The organism is Paraeggerthella hongkongensis, assembly GCF_003726035.1.
Taxonomy (GTDB): domain Bacteria; phylum Actinomycetota; class Coriobacteriia; order Coriobacteriales; family Eggerthellaceae; genus Paraeggerthella; species Paraeggerthella hongkongensis.
In genome coordinates this window covers 57233-74426 of the sequence record NZ_QICD01000003.1, presented here as the reverse complement: position 1 = coordinate 74426, position 17194 = coordinate 57233, and the positions used below count along the sequence as shown (strand labels likewise).

At 61.1% G+C, this 17194-nt stretch carries 10 protein-coding genes; 3 read left to right on the top strand and 7 right to left on the bottom strand.

All coding sequences use genetic code 11. From position 1 onward, the window contains the following. The first annotated feature begins 260 nt into the window (after positions 1–260). Positions 261–2852, top strand: a complete 2592-nt coding sequence (locus DMP08_RS02980; RefSeq protein WP_123191572.1) for a YhgE/Pip domain-containing protein — start codon at positions 261–263, stop codon at positions 2850–2852. Beyond that, entirely contained in the window at positions 2845–5031 is a 2187-nt protein-coding gene (locus DMP08_RS02975) for a YhgE/Pip domain-containing protein (protein ID WP_123191512.1), read from the top strand. Before DMP08_RS02980 ends, DMP08_RS02975 begins: the two co-directional genes overlap by 8 nt. 59 nt (positions 5032–5090) lie before the next feature. Here DMP08_RS02975 and DMP08_RS02970 read toward each other — a convergent pair whose 3' ends face one another. Genes DMP08_RS02970 through DMP08_RS02960 form a run of 3 tightly spaced genes read right to left on the bottom strand, consistent with a single transcriptional unit; the run spans position 5091 to position 6241 of the window. Further along, a complete protein-coding gene (locus DMP08_RS02970) occupies positions 5091–5372 on the bottom strand; it encodes an ArsR/SmtB family transcription factor (protein WP_148042321.1) in 282 nt (93 codons plus the stop codon). 9 nt (positions 5373–5381) lie between these two features. Further along, on the bottom strand, positions 5382–6038 hold the full coding sequence (locus DMP08_RS02965) for a 4Fe-4S binding protein (protein ID WP_123191511.1): 657 nt from the start codon (positions 6036–6038) through the stop codon (positions 5382–5384). After that, entirely contained in the window at positions 6035–6241 is a 207-nt protein-coding gene (locus DMP08_RS02960) for an ATP-binding protein (protein WP_123191510.1), read from the bottom strand. The genes DMP08_RS02965 and DMP08_RS02960 overlap by 4 nt, the downstream gene beginning before the upstream one ends. Before the next feature lie 319 nt (positions 6242–6560). On the opposite strand from DMP08_RS02960, the gene DMP08_RS02955 reads away from it, so the two are divergent. Then, complete coding sequence (locus DMP08_RS02955; protein WP_123191509.1) at positions 6561–8447, top strand: SHIRT domain-containing protein; 1887 nt, start codon at positions 6561–6563, stop codon at positions 8445–8447. Positions 8448–8576: 129 nt separating this feature from the next. On the opposite strand, the gene DMP08_RS02950 is transcribed toward DMP08_RS02955, so the two are convergent. The 4 genes from DMP08_RS02950 to DMP08_RS02935 form a co-directional block, all read right to left on the bottom strand. Continuing rightward, complete coding sequence (locus DMP08_RS02950; RefSeq protein ID WP_123191508.1) at positions 8577–10733, bottom strand: Tex family protein; 2157 nt, start codon at positions 10731–10733, stop codon at positions 8577–8579. Between the two features lie 373 nt (positions 10734–11106). After that, positions 11107–12963 (bottom strand): extracellular solute-binding protein, encoded by a 1857-nt coding sequence (locus tag DMP08_RS02945; protein ID WP_123191507.1) that lies wholly within the window; start codon positions 12961–12963, stop codon positions 11107–11109. Continuing rightward, positions 12960–15098 carry an ATP-binding response regulator gene (locus DMP08_RS02940; protein ID WP_123191506.1) on the bottom strand — a complete coding sequence of 713 codons (2139 nt, stop codon included), beginning with the start codon at positions 15096–15098 and terminating at the stop codon, positions 12960–12962. The genes DMP08_RS02945 and DMP08_RS02940 overlap by 4 nt, the downstream gene beginning before the upstream one ends. Further along, positions 15095–17191: a bifunctional diguanylate cyclase/phosphohydrolase gene (locus DMP08_RS02935; RefSeq protein ID WP_123191505.1), complete on the bottom strand. Its 2097-nt coding sequence runs from the start codon at positions 17189–17191 to the stop codon at positions 15095–15097. The genes DMP08_RS02940 and DMP08_RS02935 overlap by 4 nt, the downstream gene beginning before the upstream one ends. Positions 17192–17194: the final 3 nt, after the last annotated feature.

Genomic DNA, 17194 nt, shown 5'->3' with positions numbered 1-17194 from the left:
ACAAGAGGTGCCAAGAAAGCTGGCGAATACGACGAATATCGCCGACTTCCTGCCAAAATCGCTGGTTTCCGCTGCGCAATCGGCACGCCGCTTGAAACCTGCACGCCGCTCGCAACCTGTTTTTTGCTAGACACCGTGATTCAACCATGCCCGATTGACGTTTGGTATTCAAACGTCAATCGGGCATGGCGCCTTCATGTAAGAGGAGTATCATAGGCCGGATGTGTTCGGCGAGCTTCACGAAGGAGGGTTGCGGCAAGATGGGAAACGTTTTTCGCGTGTTCAAGCGTGACCTTTTGCGCCTGTTGAAGGTGCCGCCCGCCTTGGTGGTGGTCGTCGCCTTGCTGGTTCTGCCGTCGGTCTACACTTGGTACAACGTGGTGGGCTTTTGGAACCCGTACGACAATACGGGGAATTTGCGCGTGTGCGTGGTGAACGAGGACGTCGGCGGCTCAAGCGATTTGACCGGCGAGCTTCACGTTGGCGACATGATCGTTGAGAAACTGCATGAAAACAAGCAGTTGGACTGGGTTTTCACCGATCATGATACCGCTTTGTCCGAACTTCAATCGGGTAAGAGCTACGCGTCCTTCGTCATACCGAAGGACTTTACCGAGCACTTGCTCTCTTTGACGACCGGTGATTTCACGCAGCCGGAAATCCAATACTACGTCAACGAAAAGCTTGGCCCGGTTTCGCCTAAGATCACCGATACGGGCGCCACGACGCTTGACGAAACCATCAACTCCACGTTCGTCTCGACCGTAAGCGACGTTGCTGCCGAAGCCATAGACCAGGCGGTGTCCGATGCGCGCGGATCGATCGACTCGTCGCGCTCTCGCGCGGTTTCCGAGATATCCGAAACGGCTCAGCTGGTAAGCGACGCCCGCGCATCGCTCGGCGCTATTTCGGCGGCCACCGACGAGGCTCAGAATAAAGTTGGGAATTCGCGCGGCACGCTCGATCGCGCGCGCACCGAGATTGCAAGCGCCAGCAGCGCGCTGCAAAACGTGTCGAGCCTTGCCGGGCAGATGCAAAGCGGGTTGGCAAGCGTTTCGACTGCCGCAGCGCCCGCCGTGAGCCAAAGCCTGCTTGCTGTTTCCCAGGCGTCTTCCAAGGCAAACGGCGCGATAGGGGATTTGACGACAGCTGCGGGGGAGGCCCAGGCGGGCATAGGCGCCTCGTTGTCCCAGGGGCAGGCGATCGTCCAGGAGAGCAAGGCGCTAGCCGCCTACCTGCGCACGATGGCGGACGGACTTCCCGCCGGCGACCCCGGCAAGGAACCCCTTGCGGCCATGGCGGACGAGCTGGATCGCCGCGCGGCCGATGCGCAGAAAACCCTGGACGGCCTTACGAGCCTCAACGGGGAAGCGGGCAAGCTGTCCCAGTCGGTGTCGCAGACGGGCGATTCGCTCAATGCTGCGGTGCAGCTTGCCGTCAACGATGCGAACGTGTATTCAAACGGGTTGTTCGGAACTACAATTCCCCTGGTCAACCAAAGCTTGTCGCAGGTGAGCGCAACTTCGGCCACGCTGGGCGCGGCCGTTGCCAACCAGCGGCTTCTGATTGATCAGACGTCGCTGGTTCTCGACCAGCTTTCCTCGACGCTTGCCACGGCGAAAGAAGCGCTTGGCCAAACCGACGCCATTCTGGCAAGCTTGAGCGAAAGCCTTGATACGGTGAAAACCGATGTGCTGTCGCTGGGAGAGTCGGGGGTTTTGACGAAGCTGTTCGGAGAAGACGGGCTGGATGCCACGAAGATCGCTGAATTCATGGGATCTCCCACCAAGCTTGTCACCGAGCAGCTTTATCCGCTTAACGCCTACGGGTCCGCCATGGCTCCGCTGTTCATGAACCTGACGTTTTGGATCGGCGCCTTCATGCTGCTGGTCATCATGAAACAGGAGGTGGATGGGGAGGGCATACGGAACCTGACCGTAACGCAACGCTACTTGGGCAGGTTTTTGCTGCTGGCCGTCATGGCGGTTCTGCAGGCGGTCATCTGCTGCGCTGGCGTTTTGGTCATAGGGGTCCAGGCCGTGAACGCGCCTGCGCTGTTTTTCGCGGCGGCGGTGGCGTCGCTTTCCTACCTGAGCATCATCTACGCGCTTTCGGTTACGTTGCAGCACATTGGCAAGGGCATCTGCGTGGTGCTGGTGTTCGCGCAGATTCCGGGCGCGACGGGCTTGTACCCCATCGAGATGACCTCGGGCTTTTTCCAAGCGGTGTATCCCTTCTTCCCGTTCACCTACGGCATCGGCGCCATGCGCGAGGCTATCTGCGGGTTTTACGGCTCCCACTACGCCGACGCTGTGGGCATGCTTGCGTTGTTTTTCGCGCTGTTCATGGCCTTGGGGATCATCGTTCGGCCCCTCATGGCGAACGTGAACCGCATGGTTGCGGGACAAGTGAGCCAAAGCGGCCTGTTCAACGGCGAGGACGTGGAAGTTCCCGAGCGCCCGTACCGGTTCGCGCAGCTGTTCCGCGCGCTTGCGGACAAGGACGAGTACCGCGAAGAGCTGCAGCTTCGCTACGAGCGTTTCGCTCGCTGGTATCCTCGGCTTATCCGCGGATCCGTGGCGCTGGGCCTAGCGGTGCCCGTTGCGCTGACCGTGATATTCGCGCTCACGCCCACCGAGAAGGTATGGCTGCTGACCGCGTGGCTGATATGGATGGTTACCGTGTTCGTGTTCTTGGTGGTGCTGGAGAGCTTGCGCGACAGCTTCGAGCGGCAGCTGAAGCTTGACGGCATGTCCGAAGAAGGTTTGCTGGAACTGGGCGCGTCGCGCAACAGCATGGCGCGAACCTCGGATGCCCTTCGCGGCTTGAAGGGAGGTGGCGGCCATGAGTAACCTGTGGCGCATCCTTCGCAGCGACTTCAAAAGCCTGTTCGCGAACGCGATGAGCATCATCATCGCCGTGGGCTTGGTGGTCATGCCTTCCATCTTCGCCTGGTACAACGTCATTGCGTGCTGGAACGTGTTCGATAACACCGGCAACCTTACCGTGGCGGTGGCCAATGTTGACGAGGGGTATGAAAGCGATTTGGTTCCCTTGCGCGTCAACGTGGGCGAGCAGGTGGTTTCCGCGCTGCGCGCCAACGACCAGATCGATTGGACCTTCACGTCCGAAGAGGACGCCGTGGACGGTGCGAAATCGGGACGCTACTACGCGGCGGTGGTCATTCCGCGCAGCTTCAGCAAGGATATGCTCACCTTTTATTCGCAGGACGTGCAGCACGCGAAAATCGTGTACTACGCGAACGAGAAGAAGAGCGCGATTGCCCCGAAAATTACCGACAAGGGTGCCGATTCCGTATCGTACCAGGTAAACGAGGTGTTTGCCGAAACGCTTTCGGAAGTTGCCCTCAGCTTGGCGGAATCTCTCTCGCGCTATGCCGACGACGCCGACGTGAACGGCCGCATCGCCGACCTGTCCAAACACGTGCGCGGCATGGGGGAGCAGGTGAAGCAGATGGGCTCGGTGCTCGATCTGTACGCTTCGCTCGCGCGTTCTTCGCAAACGCTTATCGGGGATTCGGTCAAGCTCATTGGGTCGGCCCGCTCCGAGTTGGACGGCATGGGCGCAACGGCTTCGCAGGGCGCGGCGGCTACGGGCGACATGGTCGAAGCCCTGAAGCAGTCGGTCGACGACCTGTCGCGCGCGCTCGAGGGCACGGGGCAGGGCTTCGGCGCGGTTTCCGATTCGGTGGACGCCCTGTTCGATACGGCTTCTTCGGGAACGCAGGAGTGCGTTGCGCAGATGCGCGCGCAGGCCGATACGGTGGACGGGCAGATCAGCCACTACGTTGCCCTGGTCGACCAGTTGGAGCAGCTGCGGGGGCAGGTGCCCGAAGAATATCAACCTGCCGTGGACGCGGTGATCGTGCGGCTGAACGCCGTTGTCGAGCTTATGGAGGGCGTGCGCGACAACCTGCGCAGCGCGGCGACCAAGCTGGAAGCGGGCAACGCGAACACGCAGGCCGAGCGCGAGGAGATCAAGAAGCTTGCCGCGCAGGCGCAGGAGGGCATGTCGGCGGTCAAAGGCGATTTCGATGCGAACGTGAAACCGGCCATGCAGCAGTTGGCAAGCAATGTCTCCACGCTTGCGGCCAACGTTGGGGCTGGCGTGGACAACCTGCGGGCTTCGAGTTCCGGGCTGGCCGATTCCGCGGGGTCGGCCAACGATCTGCTGGGGTCGGCGGCTTCGAAGATCGACGGCGCGGCGCAGAAGCTGCGCGGATCGGCCACCGAGCTGGCATCTTTGGCCGACAGCATCGACCAAGCGCTTGCAAGCGGCGACTTGGAGGCTTTGCGCCATGTGCTGGGCTCGGACACCCAGGTGCTTTCGAAAGCGCTTTCGGCACCGGTTGCCATCGATCGCATCGCCGTGTTTCCGGCGGACAACTTCGGATCGGCCATGGCTCCGCTGTACACGACGCTTGCCCTGTTCATTGGCTCGCTGCTTATTCTGGTTGCGGTGAAGCCGGGTGTCTCCGATAAGACGAGGGCGCTTTTGAGCAACCCGCGTCCCCGCGAGCTGTTCTTAGGGCATTTCGGAGTCATGGCGTTTCTGTCGCTGGCGCAGACCACGCTCATGGGCTTGGGCAACATGCTGTTCTTGCAGGTGCAGGTAGCTCACCCGATGCTGTTCATGCTGTGCTTCTGGGTGGCGGGCCTGGTGTTCACGTTCTTGATCTATGCGCTGGTGGCGGCGTTCGCCAACTTGGGCAAAGCCGTTGCGGTGCTGCTTCTGATCATTCAGGTGACGGGATGCGGGGGCTCCTATCCGTTGCAGCTGCTGCCCTCGTTCGTCCAGGATCTCAGCCCATGGCTGCCGGCAACCCATGTGGTCAACGCCATGCGCGCGGCCATGTTCGGAACGTTCGGCAACGACTTCTGGATCGAGTTGGGCAAGCTGGCGCTGTTCCTGCTTCCCGCTGCGTTCATCGGCTTGGTGCTGCGCAAGCCGTTGGCGAAGTTCATGACATGGTACGTCGAGCAGGTGGAGTCCTCGAAGCTGGTGGGGTAGAGCAGGCGATGCCCGCGCACGTATCGCGGGCATCGCCTGCATGCGCTACGTAGCGCGCATCAGGAGCAGTAGGCATCCTTCACCGCTTGAAACAGCGATCGAATGCGCTGGTCAGCCAAGCTGTACACGACGTAATGCCCGGTACGCTGGGCATGTACCACGCCTGCAAGGCGAAGTGCCGAAAGATGCTGAGAAAGCGCGGGCCGGCTGATGTTGGGAACGCTTTCGGCCAACTGGGCCACGGTTTGGTCGGATTCAAGCAGCGCGCAGAGAATCAAGAGCCGATTCTCGTTAGCGAGCAGGCGAAACAGTTCCGCTACCTGATGCGCTTTTTCTTCCATGGCAGTCTCCTATGCGGAAGTCGAAGGGTTTGCGGACGTCGCGGGTCGCTCTTCTGTCGGCGGTTCCATGCCGTGCGCGCGGCCTTTGGAGATGAGCTGGGTCATGGTGCCCATGGGGCAGAACGCGCACCACGAGCGCGGTCGGTACAGGGCCATGACTGCAAGTCCGATCAGGTTCGACGTCAGCATGATACTGTAGAACCCGAAGGCGAATTGCGCAACCCACGGTTCCACTTCCATCGGATAGGCCCAATCCCACGGCAGCGAGAAGGTCCACAGAAGCTGTACGGCCGTTCCCAGCTCGCTGCTTCCGGCGAACACCATCCAGGTGACGAACAGCATGTTCGCGAACATGGCCATGAAGAACACCAGGAAGCCCAGCCTGAACGCGCGCGACCGCAGGATGCGCGGAGTCGGCTTGTTGCGCGAGAGGCCGAACCGCTTGCCCAGAAGCGTCAGGAACTGTCCGCGATCGCAGTAGCGGTTGCAGTAGGCTTTTCCGCCGCCTGCTAGGGAAACGATGAGCGGCACGAAGAAGAACACGAGGCCGATCCATGCGAACAGGATGTTGAAGAAACCCAGTGCCAGGTAGATGGGCGTGATCACGTACAGGCGGTCGTACCAGCGCGGTGCGCATGACTTGCCGCACGCCTTCTTGCCGTTCATGCCGACACCGCCTCGCGTCGGTGCACGGTTACGGCGGATGCCGGGCATTCTGCTTCGCATGCTCCGCAACCCACGCAAAGGGTCGCGTTCACGTACGCCCTTGTTCCGCGCCAGACTGAAACGGCTTCCCGGGGGCAGACGTGAGCGCATGCGCCGCAGGCGATGCAGGCTTTCTCGGCTACGACCGCTATCTTCTTTGCCACCGTCTTCCTTTCTCTAGATTAGAATATAAGAATATTCTTAAATAATAAACCAAAAGGAAACGACGCGCAACCGTGCAATAGCGCGCTCGGCTTCATCAGCGAAAAATGCGCATGGAAAAGGCTGTCAACGACGTTTCATTATAGAGGGGGCAATGAATAAGGTGCTAAAGCATCCGGGGTTTCCGACCGTAACGGCGCTGTCATGGGAATAGCATAGCTTGGGAAGCTTCTAGTCTTCGCGTCGTGACGGACGGTTTTCGAGCTGGCAGGATGCGGGCTTTGCGCTTCAACTTGAGCCATCAGGACGAAGGGAGTTGAAATGCTACGAGACAGCGTGCTTCGCCTTGTCGTTGCCGTCGGGCTGGTTGCGGGCGTTGCGATGCCGGGCAGCTTCGCGTTTGCCGACCCCGACAGCAGTTTGGCGGAGGCGGAGGTTCGAGGCGTTGCGCCCGAGGCGACTTCGAGCGATGTCGGCTTATCGGAGGGCCGTGGCGAGGAGGGCTCTTCCGTTGACGGCGTGCCGGTGCCAGCGCCTGAAGCGCCGACGGGCGCCGAGTTGCCGTCGGCGATCACCGAGCCTCTTTCCATATCGATCGACAAGGAAGATCCCATGGTGTCCGAATCGGGGACGGAAGAGGGGCGTCCGGTAGATGCACGCGGTACGGGACCTGCGGAACAACCCGATTTCAACGGCATCGTGGAGTTCGACATGACCGTTGCCGGGAACGGCGTGCAGCCCAAGGCGTTCGCGAGCGGCGACGACGTGCTGGGCAATTTCGGTTTGTACGACATGGGAAGCTGGATATTCAAAAAGTACTTCATCGGCTGGTCGGACGTGCCTGACTACGCGGTTAACGCGCAAGGCCGCCTTTTCTATGAAAGCGAGCCGGTTTCTGCGGCGTTTCCCGAAGGCCTGTCCGAGCCGCGTCGACTGTACGCCATTTTCGCGGGCGGGTTCGAAGCTTTGAACAGTGCGGGCTACATTGACATGAACCGCGGCATGAGTGCTTCCGACACCGTGGAGGGCGAGATTGTCGAGCACGAAGGGTTCGGGACCGATCAGGCGGACAAAACGGCAACCGTGATGCTGGATCCGTCGACGCCGGGTTACGGGATTGCGGCGCGTCCGGAATTCGGCTTCAACAAGGTGCTCGCGCACATGGTGTTCAGGAATCCTGGCGGCATCATGACCAACAGCGGAACCTGGTCGGACGGCCCGAAGCAGGGCGCGTCGTATACGCACGTCGATCTGCACGTGGTGCTTGACGAGCGCATCGGCATGCCCGACGTTTTGGAGAACGTGTCGTTCACCAGCTATCAGTTCAAGCCTTCGTACGTGCTCGATGAAAACTACAACGTGCTTGCCCGAATAGGCGATTCCCTGGTGCAGGGGAGCCCGACCTCGGTGTTCTCGTTCGATCGCCAAGGCAAGACCACGTTTATCGTTCGGGTTACGGTGCGACGCGACGGCAATCCGGTGAACCTCCTGAACGCTTCGGCTTCGCAGGTGCTCGAGCCGATGGTGCTTACAGCACCGGGACGTCCCTTCTTCGTTTCGAAGGAGGCGGCGTATGCGCTTGAATCCGCGAACGAGTCGGTTACGCTGGGCGGCTACATCGACGGCGTGGTGAAGGTGGCCTCGATCAAGCAGGGCATCCCCCGAATCGACAGCCCTTCGGTGCGGATAGCCTTCGTGGCGCAAACCTACCAGGTTTCGTATCGCTTCGAAAGCATGACGGAAGGCAAGGACCTGCCTGCGGACGTGCTGGCTCTTCTGCCTGCGCCGTTCGAAGGTCTGGAGACGGGTATCCGCGTGTTCCCCGAAGAGCTGCTTCAGACCGAGGTCCAGGTCGAAGGCGGGAAATGGGCGTTCCGCTTCTGGGACAAGGAGTCGCATCTGGTCGACGACGCCGACGGCGAGTTCGTAGGGTATTGGGAATTCGTGGCCGATCCTGTGCCGGTCGATCCGCCGGGTCCGACCGACCCGGCGGGTCCGGTCAACCCGGCCGACCCGGTCGAGCACGGGACCACGGGGCAGCAGCCCAAGCCGATGCCCGAATCCGCAAAGGCATTGGCAAAGGCGCTTCCCGTTACGGGCGACTCAAGCTTGACGGCCGTCGCTGCGTTCGCGGGCGCGGCCTTCCTGGCGGGCGTGGCGATCCTTACCGCTGCCATCGCCGTAGGAAAGAGACGGTCGGGAAAGTAACAATCGCTAAGTCGTTTGAAGGGCAGGTGATCGGGGCGGATGCGCAGGCGCGTGTCCGCCCCGATGCTGCGTGTGCCGCGGAAGGGGCATCGTTGCCGTTGCTTCGCGCTGCGAGTGCATGCAGGGACGCTATGCTTTTCCCTTCACCATCGAAAGCGAGATCTTGCCGCGATCTTTGTCGATGCCGGTTACCCAAACGGTTACCGTGTCGCCAACGGACGCGATTTCGCTCGGGTGCTTGACGAAGCGGTCGGACAGTTTGGAGATGTGGACGAGCCCGTCTTGCTTGACGCCGATGTCGACGAACGCTCCGAAGTCTACCACGTTGCGCACGGTGCCGGTCAGCTCCATGCCGACGGACAGGTCGTCGAAGTCCCGCACGGTGCGATCGAACACCGCCGCCGGCGCGTCGTCGCGGGGGTCGCGACCCGGTTTCTCCAGTTCGGCCACTATGTCTTTAAGCGTGGGAAGGCCGACGCCCAGTTCTTCGGAAAGGACCGCCACGTTGCCCAGGCGGCTTGCGACGTCGGGTACTCCGCCTTGGGCGAGCGCTTCCGGCTTCACCTGCGCGCGCTTCAAAAGCTCGCGCGCAACGGGGTAGCTTTCGGGATGAACGCTCGTGGCGTCGAGCGGGTTCGCGCCGTTCGCGATGCGCAGGAATCCAGCGCAGTTCTGGAAGGCTTTCGCGCCCAGCTTCGGTACCTTCTTCAGTTCGCGGCGATCGGCAAAGGCGCCGTGCTCTTCCCGATAGGCCACGATGTTCTTCGCCACGGTGGCGTTCACGCCCGACACGTAGCCCAAAAGACTTGCGCTTGCCGTATTGAGATCGACGCCTACCCGGTTCACGACGCGCTCCACCACGTCGCCCAGTGCGCGTCCGAGCGCTGCCTGGTCCAGGTCGTGCTGGTATTGGCCCACGCCGATTGCCTGGGGCGGAATCTTCACCAGCTCGGCCAGGGGGTCTTGCAGGCGGCGCCCCAGGCTCATGGCGCCGCGCGTGGTCACGTCGAGGTCGGGATACTCCTCGCTGGCAAGCTGCGACGCAGAGTACACCGAGGCCCCGGCTTCGTTCACGATGGTGTACTGCACGGGCTGGTCCAATCGCGCTAGAAGGTCGGCCACGGCGTCCTCGGTTTCGCGGCTGCCGGTGCCGTTGCCGATGGCCACCACGTTCACGCGGTGCTTCTTGATCAGGCTTTCGAGCGCGGCCTGCGCCTCCTTCACTTGCGAGCGCGGCGGCGTGGGGTAGACCGTCGTGTAGTCGAGCAGCTTGCCGTACTCGTCGAGCACCGCCACTTTGCAGCCGGTGCGGTAACCGGGGTCGAGCGCAAGGACGCGCGCGCCGCGCACGGGGCGCTGTTGCAGGAGGTTCTCGGTGTTCTTGGCGAACGCGCGGATGGCGTCGGTCTGCGCGCGCTCGGTAAGAAGGCTGCGCATCTCGCGATCGAGAGCAGGCGCCATCAGACGTTTGTAGCCGTCGGAAACGGCTTCGCGTAGCGTATCGGCGAAGGGGCTTTGCGGGCGCGTGACCACGCGACGTTCCAGCTGCTCCACTGCGGCGTCTGCCTGAACGCGCACCTTCACGCGCAGCTTGCCCTCTTTTTCGCCGCGGTTCACGGCGAGCACGCGATGGTTGGGAATGCGCGAGAGCGGTTCCGAGAAATCGTAGTACGACTCGTAGACGGTTTTTTCCTGTGCGTCGGTTGCCTCGACGGCCAACGAGCCGGTGCGCTGGGTGAAGCTGCGCAGCACGGCGGTGTGCTCGGCGTCGTCGGCTATCGTCTCGGCTACGATATCGCGTGCGCCCTGCAGCGCTGCTTCAGCCGTGGGGAAGCCGGCCTCTGCGTTCGCGAGCTCGGCGGCAAGGGCGAGCGGGCTCTTGTCCGAGCGTCCCTGCGCCAAGATGAGCAGGGCAAGCGGCTCCAGCCCGGCATCACGCGCTTTCGACGCGCGGGTGGCGCGCTTTTTCTTGTACGGCTTGTACAGGTCCTCCACGCGCTGCATGATCGCGGCGCCTTCGATCTTCGTGCGCAGTTCGGGCGTGAGTTTGCCCTGCTCGTCGATAGCGCGCAGCACTTCGTCCTTGCGGGCCTCAAGGGCGCGCAGATAGCTTAGGCGCTCGTCGAAGGCGCGCAGCTGGGCGTCGTCCATGCCTCCGGTGGCTTCCTTGCGGTAGCGGGCGATGAACGGAATGGTGTTGCCCTCGTCGACGAGGGCAATGACGGCTGTGACCTGCGCCGCGGAAAGCCCCAGCTCGCGTGCGAGCGTGGTGTGGATGTTCGACATGGAATGAGCTCCTGTGTTCCGGCTTGAAATCGAGCTTGCCATTATACGCGAACGTTGCCGTTCGGAATATCCGCGTTTCCGGATGCAGAAGTCGGCGCGCGCTGTCAAAACGATCGAGTTTTGTGGCGGTTTTTCGCCTTTGAGCACATTGCTTTTCGGATGCGTTTTACATCGCACCAGGTCAAAAAGCCGTCATAAGCTTTTATCCTGACTTGAGGACCAGTAAAACTCGACCGTTTTGACAATGCGTGGCGCTGCGGCGGAATCGTCCGTCGAGCGACGCGGAACCGGAAGCGCCGCTGCTAGCCGGAGGCGTCGCTTCCGCAAAGCCGTCAGCCGAGCGACGCGCAACCGTCGCCCGGCTGATGCCAGTCTATTCCCAGTTCAGCACGATGCGACCGTCTTTGGCAGGGGATACGTCGCCTGCATCGGCCAGGTACTCGGTCATGAGGTCAACGCAGGTTCCTCGGTCGGAATGCTCCTGCACGATAGAGGAAACGTAGGAATCGTCGATCGACCCGGCCCAGGCGGCCACCGTGTACTTCGCGTCGTCGGAGATCTCGGTTCCGTCGGGCAGCGTCAGGCTCAGCACGTTCTGGTCGGCGGCGCGCCAAGGCGCGTATTCCATCTTGAGGCCCGAGCACGCGTACATCGCGTCGATCTCCTTGCCGCTGATCATCGGGTGCTCCATGAGCTTCTTCAGATTCGCTCCGCTGATCTCGTACGTTGTGAGCGCGTCGTCGGCTGTGACGCTGCGAAGGTTGAACCGGTCGGCCAGGGAGATGTCTCCTTGGTAGAGCTTTCCGGAGTTGCCCTTGTAATAGTGGTTGTTGAGCATCAGCGCCATGTCGGCGCCGGAAGCATCGCGCATGACGTCCGCTATCAGGTTGCTGGTTTCCAGCACCGTGAAGTCCTCGGCTGCCTTTCCTATGACGGGGGTCTGCGTCGAGCCGTATATGTTGCAGGGCGCGAACTCGTCGGTTGCCCGTATGACTTCGTCCATGGTCATGTTGCCGCGCATCCACTCGAATGCGGTTTTGAAATCGGACGTCTCTCCGAATTGGTCGGCGAAGTACATGGAGCCTGCATCAAGGCAGTTCTTCACGTCCCAGAACTCGGGGCGAATGTTCTGCTGGTACGATTTGACGTTGCTTATGCCGGTGAAGCACTCGAACAGGACGGCTTGCCCCTCGTCGGTGCTCAGGAAGTCCAGCATGTCAAGCAGGATGCGCTTTTTCTCCGGGTCGTCCATGGCCTTTTGGGAAGCCATCATGTTCACGCCCAGCGACATCTGCATCCAGCGCTCGTTCGGCGTGTCGGTCGGGTACCCTATGAAGTCGATCTCGCAACCGGGGTTCTCTTGTTCGTACAGGCCGTACATCGATAGGTCGTTGGGGATCATCGCGATCTCCCCGGCATACATGGCTTGGCGGTTTTTGGTGAGGCTCGACGTGAAGTCGCTTTCTACCACGATCCCTCGATCGTACAGCTCCTTGAGCACCTCGTAGTAGGGTTCGAGCAGGCCTTCGCACGACGCCTCTTTTTTGACCACGGCGTCGTACCAGGCGCGTTTCTCCGAAGTGCCGAAAAGCTCTCGGCTGGCCAGGCCCAGGCCCACGTCCTGCACCGAGTATTTCAGGCAGGGAACGAAGGGGCGGATGCCTTCGGCCGAGATGGCGTCGCAAAGGGCGTAGAACTCGTCAAGGGTTTCGGGGATCTGCCAGCCGTGTTCCTCGAAGAGCGTCTTGTTGTAGAAAATGCCCTTTACGGAGCTGTTGATGGGCAGCTGGCGCAAGGTTCCGTCAACGCTCAGCTTTTCGAGCGCCGAAAGATTGTACCGGCCCGTGAACCCCTCTGCGGACAGGTCGCAAGCGTATTCGCTCGATCCCATGCGCATGCCGCTGAAGACCACGTCGGGCAGGTCCTCTTGTTCGGCTTGCTCTTCGACGTAGGCCCTCACGTCGTTGGTGCCGGGAGCGTCGACGAAGACGAAGCTCGCCTCGGGCAGCCGCTCGACCAGGGCTTTTTGCAGCGGCTCCGAGTTGAATATGATGTAGCGACCCATGGTGATGACGGTCTTGGCGGTGTCCGTCGGCTCGTAGGTCACGATCTCGTTTTCCGCGCAGATTGCGCGATCGGTCTCCGGTTGGGCTTGCGCGCACGACGTTAGCCCCGCCATCATGGCCGCGGCGGTTAAAGCCGCCGCGAAGGTTCGTGCCCAGGTTCTCATTGCGGTCCCTCCTGTTGGTCGATGTAACGATGGAACACGTTGCGCACGTCGTCGAGGTCCATTGGCTTGGACAAGTGCTCCTGCATGCCATGGCGCAGGGAGCGCTGCACGTCCTCTTCGAACGCACCCGCTGAAAGCGCGATAATGGGAAGGCGCGCCGCATCGGGGTGGCCCGACGCCCTGATGGCGGATGCGGCTTCAAGCCCGTTCATGACGGGCATCTGGATGTCCATGAGCACGAGCGCGTAGCGCCCCGGTTCGGAGGCGGCGACTTTTTCGAGCGCTTCGGCGCCGTTGCATGCCGCCTCCACGTCGACGTTGAGGTCGGAAAGCAGGTCGACGATGATTTCACGGTTCATCTCGTTGTCTTCCGCCAGCAGGATGCGCGTGCCGCTGTAATCCGATCGCAGGGCCTTCGCGGTGCGGTCGTCTGCGGGGCGGTAAGGTTCGTCGAGCGGCTTCAGCGGTATCTCCACCACGAACGTAGTGCCTTGGCCCTGCTCGCTTTCGACGTGCACGGTGCCGCCCATCAGGCTCACGAGGTTATGCACGATGGGAAGCCCCAATCCGCTGCCGACCTGGGTCGAGGTGAGGGACGACTGCTCTTGCTCGAACGGTTCGAACAGCCTTTCCATGAACGACTCGCTCATGCCGATGCCGGTATCCCTCACGGTGAATCTTATGCGCGAGTCCGATCCTTCCTGCACGGTCTCTTCGCAGGAAAGCAGGACCGTTCCCTGCTCGGGCGTGAATTTCACCGCATTCGAAACAAGGTTGACCAAGCACTGCTTTATTCGGGTGTCGTCGCCGAGGAACTGCTCGTGAACGAGATGGCGCGATGATTCCTCGAGCACGACGCCCTTCTTCTCGGCCGGACCGATTTGCAAGACGATGATGGAGTCCAGAAGGTCGGGCAGCGCGAACGGTCGGTTCGCTATGGTCATCTTCCCGCTGTCTATGCGGTTCATGTCCAGCATGTCGTTGATGATGGAGAGCAGATACTCCCCGGACTTTCTCGAGGTTTCCAGGTGCTTTTTCAGGATTTCGGCATCGTCGATGGAGCGCAGCGCCAATTCGTTCGACCCCATGATGGCGTTGAGCGGCGTTCGTATGTCGTGCGACATCTTGGTCAAAAAGTCGCTCTTCAGGTTCACGCGCGCGCTCTCTATCTTGACTTTCTGGTTTCTGTTCACGAAGTGGTACATCCAGGTGACCGACAGCGTCGCGACGATCAGCACGATGACCGCCACCAGCGCGATGACGCTCTGCATTCCCTCGAACGTCTTCTGGGCGGTCTTCGAAACGGGGATGGCCATGACGATGTTGCGACCTTCGTTGTCGGGGAAGCACTGCAAAAGCCATGTATCGCCTAGGAACTTCATGAGGAACTGGGCTTCCGTGCAGTTTTGCAGCGAGGATTTCAGCGTGTTCACCAAGCTTTGGTCCACATGCTCCTTCTCAAGGATCTGCACGATGTTGTGGCTCTCGAAGCTTTTGTTGGCCTGGGAGTCCGAGGGCCGCAGCAGAATCACGCCGTTCTTGTCGACGACGTACGAGGCTCCTTGGCCGTTGAAGATGGGGAGAATGGCCACGTCGGCGTATTGCTGGGCGTCCACCACCTTCAAAAGGCCCGCCATGGGTATGCCGTTGACGACGACGCCTTCGACGGGTGCTGCGAACACCCAGAAATCGCCTTTGCTCTGCACGGTGCAGAACTCGGATTTCACGCCTTCCCAGGTATGGATGTTCTCGGAGAGCATGGTGCTCGATATGACGATGGCCTGCCCTTGGAGCGACAGGCACCTTCCGTCCTCGGCGAGCAGGTACGTTTCCTCCGAGTCGCCGAGGAGGTCTTTGACTTCCTCCATGGTGGTTGCGCCGGAGTGCGTCAGGAAGCGCGCCGACATGCTGGCGTCCTCTTCGTGGCCTTGCTTGAGCAGTTTGAGCTTCTTCGAGATCAAACTGCCGATCTGCTGCACGGATTCGACGCGCTCTTCGTTGATCGACTGGTTGAGGTTGCTGTACGTTCCCGCAAAGGCGAACACGGAGCATAGCAGCATCGCCAGGAGCAGCCCGCTTGTGGCTTTGAGCCAGAAAGGCGCTTCCGCCAGCGACGATCCTTCTCTTCGCTTCATCGTCCGCGGGTTCCTTCGAGGCCTTCCCGCTTCTGTTCCTGGCAGGGGATCTCCGAAAGCACGGACAGGAGCCCGGCCATCGAGTCGTCGTAGAAGCAGGAGCGGGCGCGCCCTTGCTGCTTGGCCGCGTAGAGCGCTTGGTCTGCGCAGTGGAACAGCTCGTCGTAGCGGGTCGCGTGGGCGGGGAACAAGGCGATGCCCATGCTGACGGTCATGGGGTATTCGTCGTTTGAGCTTGCAAGCGATTCGAATATCCGCTTGCAAGCCGCATGGGGGTCCTTCTCGTATTCGATGAATATGAGAAACTCGTCTCCGCCGATGCGCGCCGTGATGTCCGATTCGCGAACGCCGTGCTGCACGCGCCGCGCCATCTCTTTCAGGATCTTGTCGCCGAACAGGTGGCCGTAGCTGTCGTTCGCCGTCTTGAAGCGGTCTAAGTCGAAGAGCATGAGCGCGAACCGCTTCCCCTGCCGTTCGCCTTGCGCGAGCTGCGACAGGATGGCCTGTCGAGCGGCTTCGCGATGGAGCATGCCCGTGAGCGGATCGGTGTTCGCTTGGCGTATGAGATGGTCGAGCTTCAGCTGCTCTTCGTGCACGTCCACGCATTTGCCGATGAAGCCGGTCAGGGCTTTCGCATCGTTTCCCAGCCACAGGGGGCGCGCGAGAAGCTTGTGCCAGCGCTGCTGGCCGTTGACGTGCAGCAGGTAGTTCGAGCTCACGTTGGGGTTGTCGGGCGTGGCGGACAGGATGAGGTCGCGCAGGCTGAGCAGATCGTCGGGCATGATGATCTCGCGCAGGCGGCCGTGCTCGCGCGGGTTCGGGATGATGCTGGGCATGCCCAGCATGCCAGCGCCCCATTCCGAAAGCATCAAAAGGTCGGTTTGCACGGTGTATTCGAACTGGATCTCCTGGGACAAATGGGCGAAGAACCGGTACTTGGTTCGTTCTTGCTCCAAAAGGGCCAGCGTTCGGTTGGAGACGTTGCCCGCCTGCATCATGCTGCGCGTGACGTCGAGCATGTCCTCCTTCGTGATGCGGCCGAGGGATTTCAGATCCAGTTCGCTCTTCAGCTGAGGGCCGATGTCGGCCAGGCACTGCAAAAGCAGCGGGTTGAACGCCCCGTATTCGCCGTTGAAGATCATGCGCATCGTTTCTTCGTGCGAGATGGCGTCTTTGTACACCCGTTTGTGGGTAAGGGCGTCGTACGCGTCCGCCAGCGCGACCACCTGGGCTTCGATGGGGATTTGGTCACCCACCAGGGCATCGGGGTATCCGCTTCCGTCGTAGCGCTCATGGTGCCACCGGCATATGTCCCGCGCCACCCGCACCAATTCCTCGTCTGGATAGTAGCGGGTGCTTTCCAAGATGTTGGCGCCCGCCATGCTGTGGGTCTTCATGACGGCCCATTCGTCGGCCGTGAGGGCGCCGGGCTTGTTCAGGATGTGCTCGGGCACCGAGATCTTGCCGATGTCGTGCAAGGAGGAGGCGTTCGCGATCAGCGCTATCTTCGATCGGATGGATGCGTACTGGTCCGACGTGCGGCACAGTTGGGTGAGCAGCATCTTGGTGATGGAGCGGATGTTGAGCACGTGCATGCCGCTTTCGCCGTTGCGGAACTCGACGATGTGGCTCAGAAGCTCCACCATGATGAGGTTGCTCTTCTCCTTGTCGAGCATCTGCTCGGTCACCATGTTCTCGAGCATGTTCTGCTTTGAGTAGAGCAGGACGGTGTTCGACGCGCGCCGCTGCACGGTCTTGGGGTCGAAGGGGCGGCTGATGAATTCGGTGGCGCCCAGATCGTAGGCGTTGTCTATGTAGGAAGAGGCGCTTTCGGCGGAGATGATGATGACGGGGACGCGCTCGATCCACTTGTTCTTGCTCATGATGGCGAGCACTTCGAAGCCGTCCATTTCGGGCATCACGATGTCGAGGAGCACGAGGGAGATGTCGAACTGGTGCTTTTCGAACAGCGAGATGGCCTCCAGTCCGTTTTCGGCCTCTATGATGTCGTATTCGTCGGACAGGATGTCGGCCAGCATGGAGCGGTTCAATTCCGAATCGTCCACGATCAGAACAAGGTTGCGGTCCTTCATGGC

What these genes read in the sequence shown, in the direction of transcription:
- DMP08_RS02955 (WP_123191509.1), top strand. Translation starts at nt 6,561, where the DNA reads ATGCTACGAGACAGCGTGCTTCGCCTTGTCGTTGCCGTCGGGCTGGTT.
- DMP08_RS02980 (WP_123191572.1), top strand. Translation starts at nt 261, where the DNA reads ATGGGAAACGTTTTTCGCGTGTTCAAGCGTGACCTTTTGCGCCTGTTG.
- DMP08_RS02945 (WP_123191507.1), bottom strand. Translation starts at nt 12,963, where the DNA reads ATGAGAACCTGGGCACGAACCTTCGCGGCGGCTTTAACCGCCGCGGCC.
- DMP08_RS02965 (WP_123191511.1), bottom strand. Translation starts at nt 6,038, where the DNA reads ATGAACGGCAAGAAGGCGTGCGGCAAGTCATGCGCACCGCGCTGGTAC.
- DMP08_RS02935 (WP_123191505.1), bottom strand. Translation starts at nt 17,191, where the DNA reads ATGAAGGACCGCAACCTTGTTCTGATCGTGGACGATTCGGAATTGAAC.
- DMP08_RS02950 (WP_123191508.1), bottom strand. Translation starts at nt 10,733, where the DNA reads ATGTCGAACATCCACACCACGCTCGCACGCGAGCTGGGGCTTTCCGCG.
- DMP08_RS02970 (WP_148042321.1), bottom strand. Translation starts at nt 5,372, where the DNA reads ATGGAAGAAAAAGCGCATCAGGTAGCGGAACTGTTTCGCCTGCTCGCT.
- DMP08_RS02975 (WP_123191512.1), top strand. Translation starts at nt 2,845, where the DNA reads ATGAGTAACCTGTGGCGCATCCTTCGCAGCGACTTCAAAAGCCTGTTC.
- DMP08_RS02940 (WP_123191506.1), bottom strand. Translation starts at nt 15,098, where the DNA reads ATGAAGCGAAGAGAAGGATCGTCGCTGGCGGAAGCGCCTTTCTGGCTC.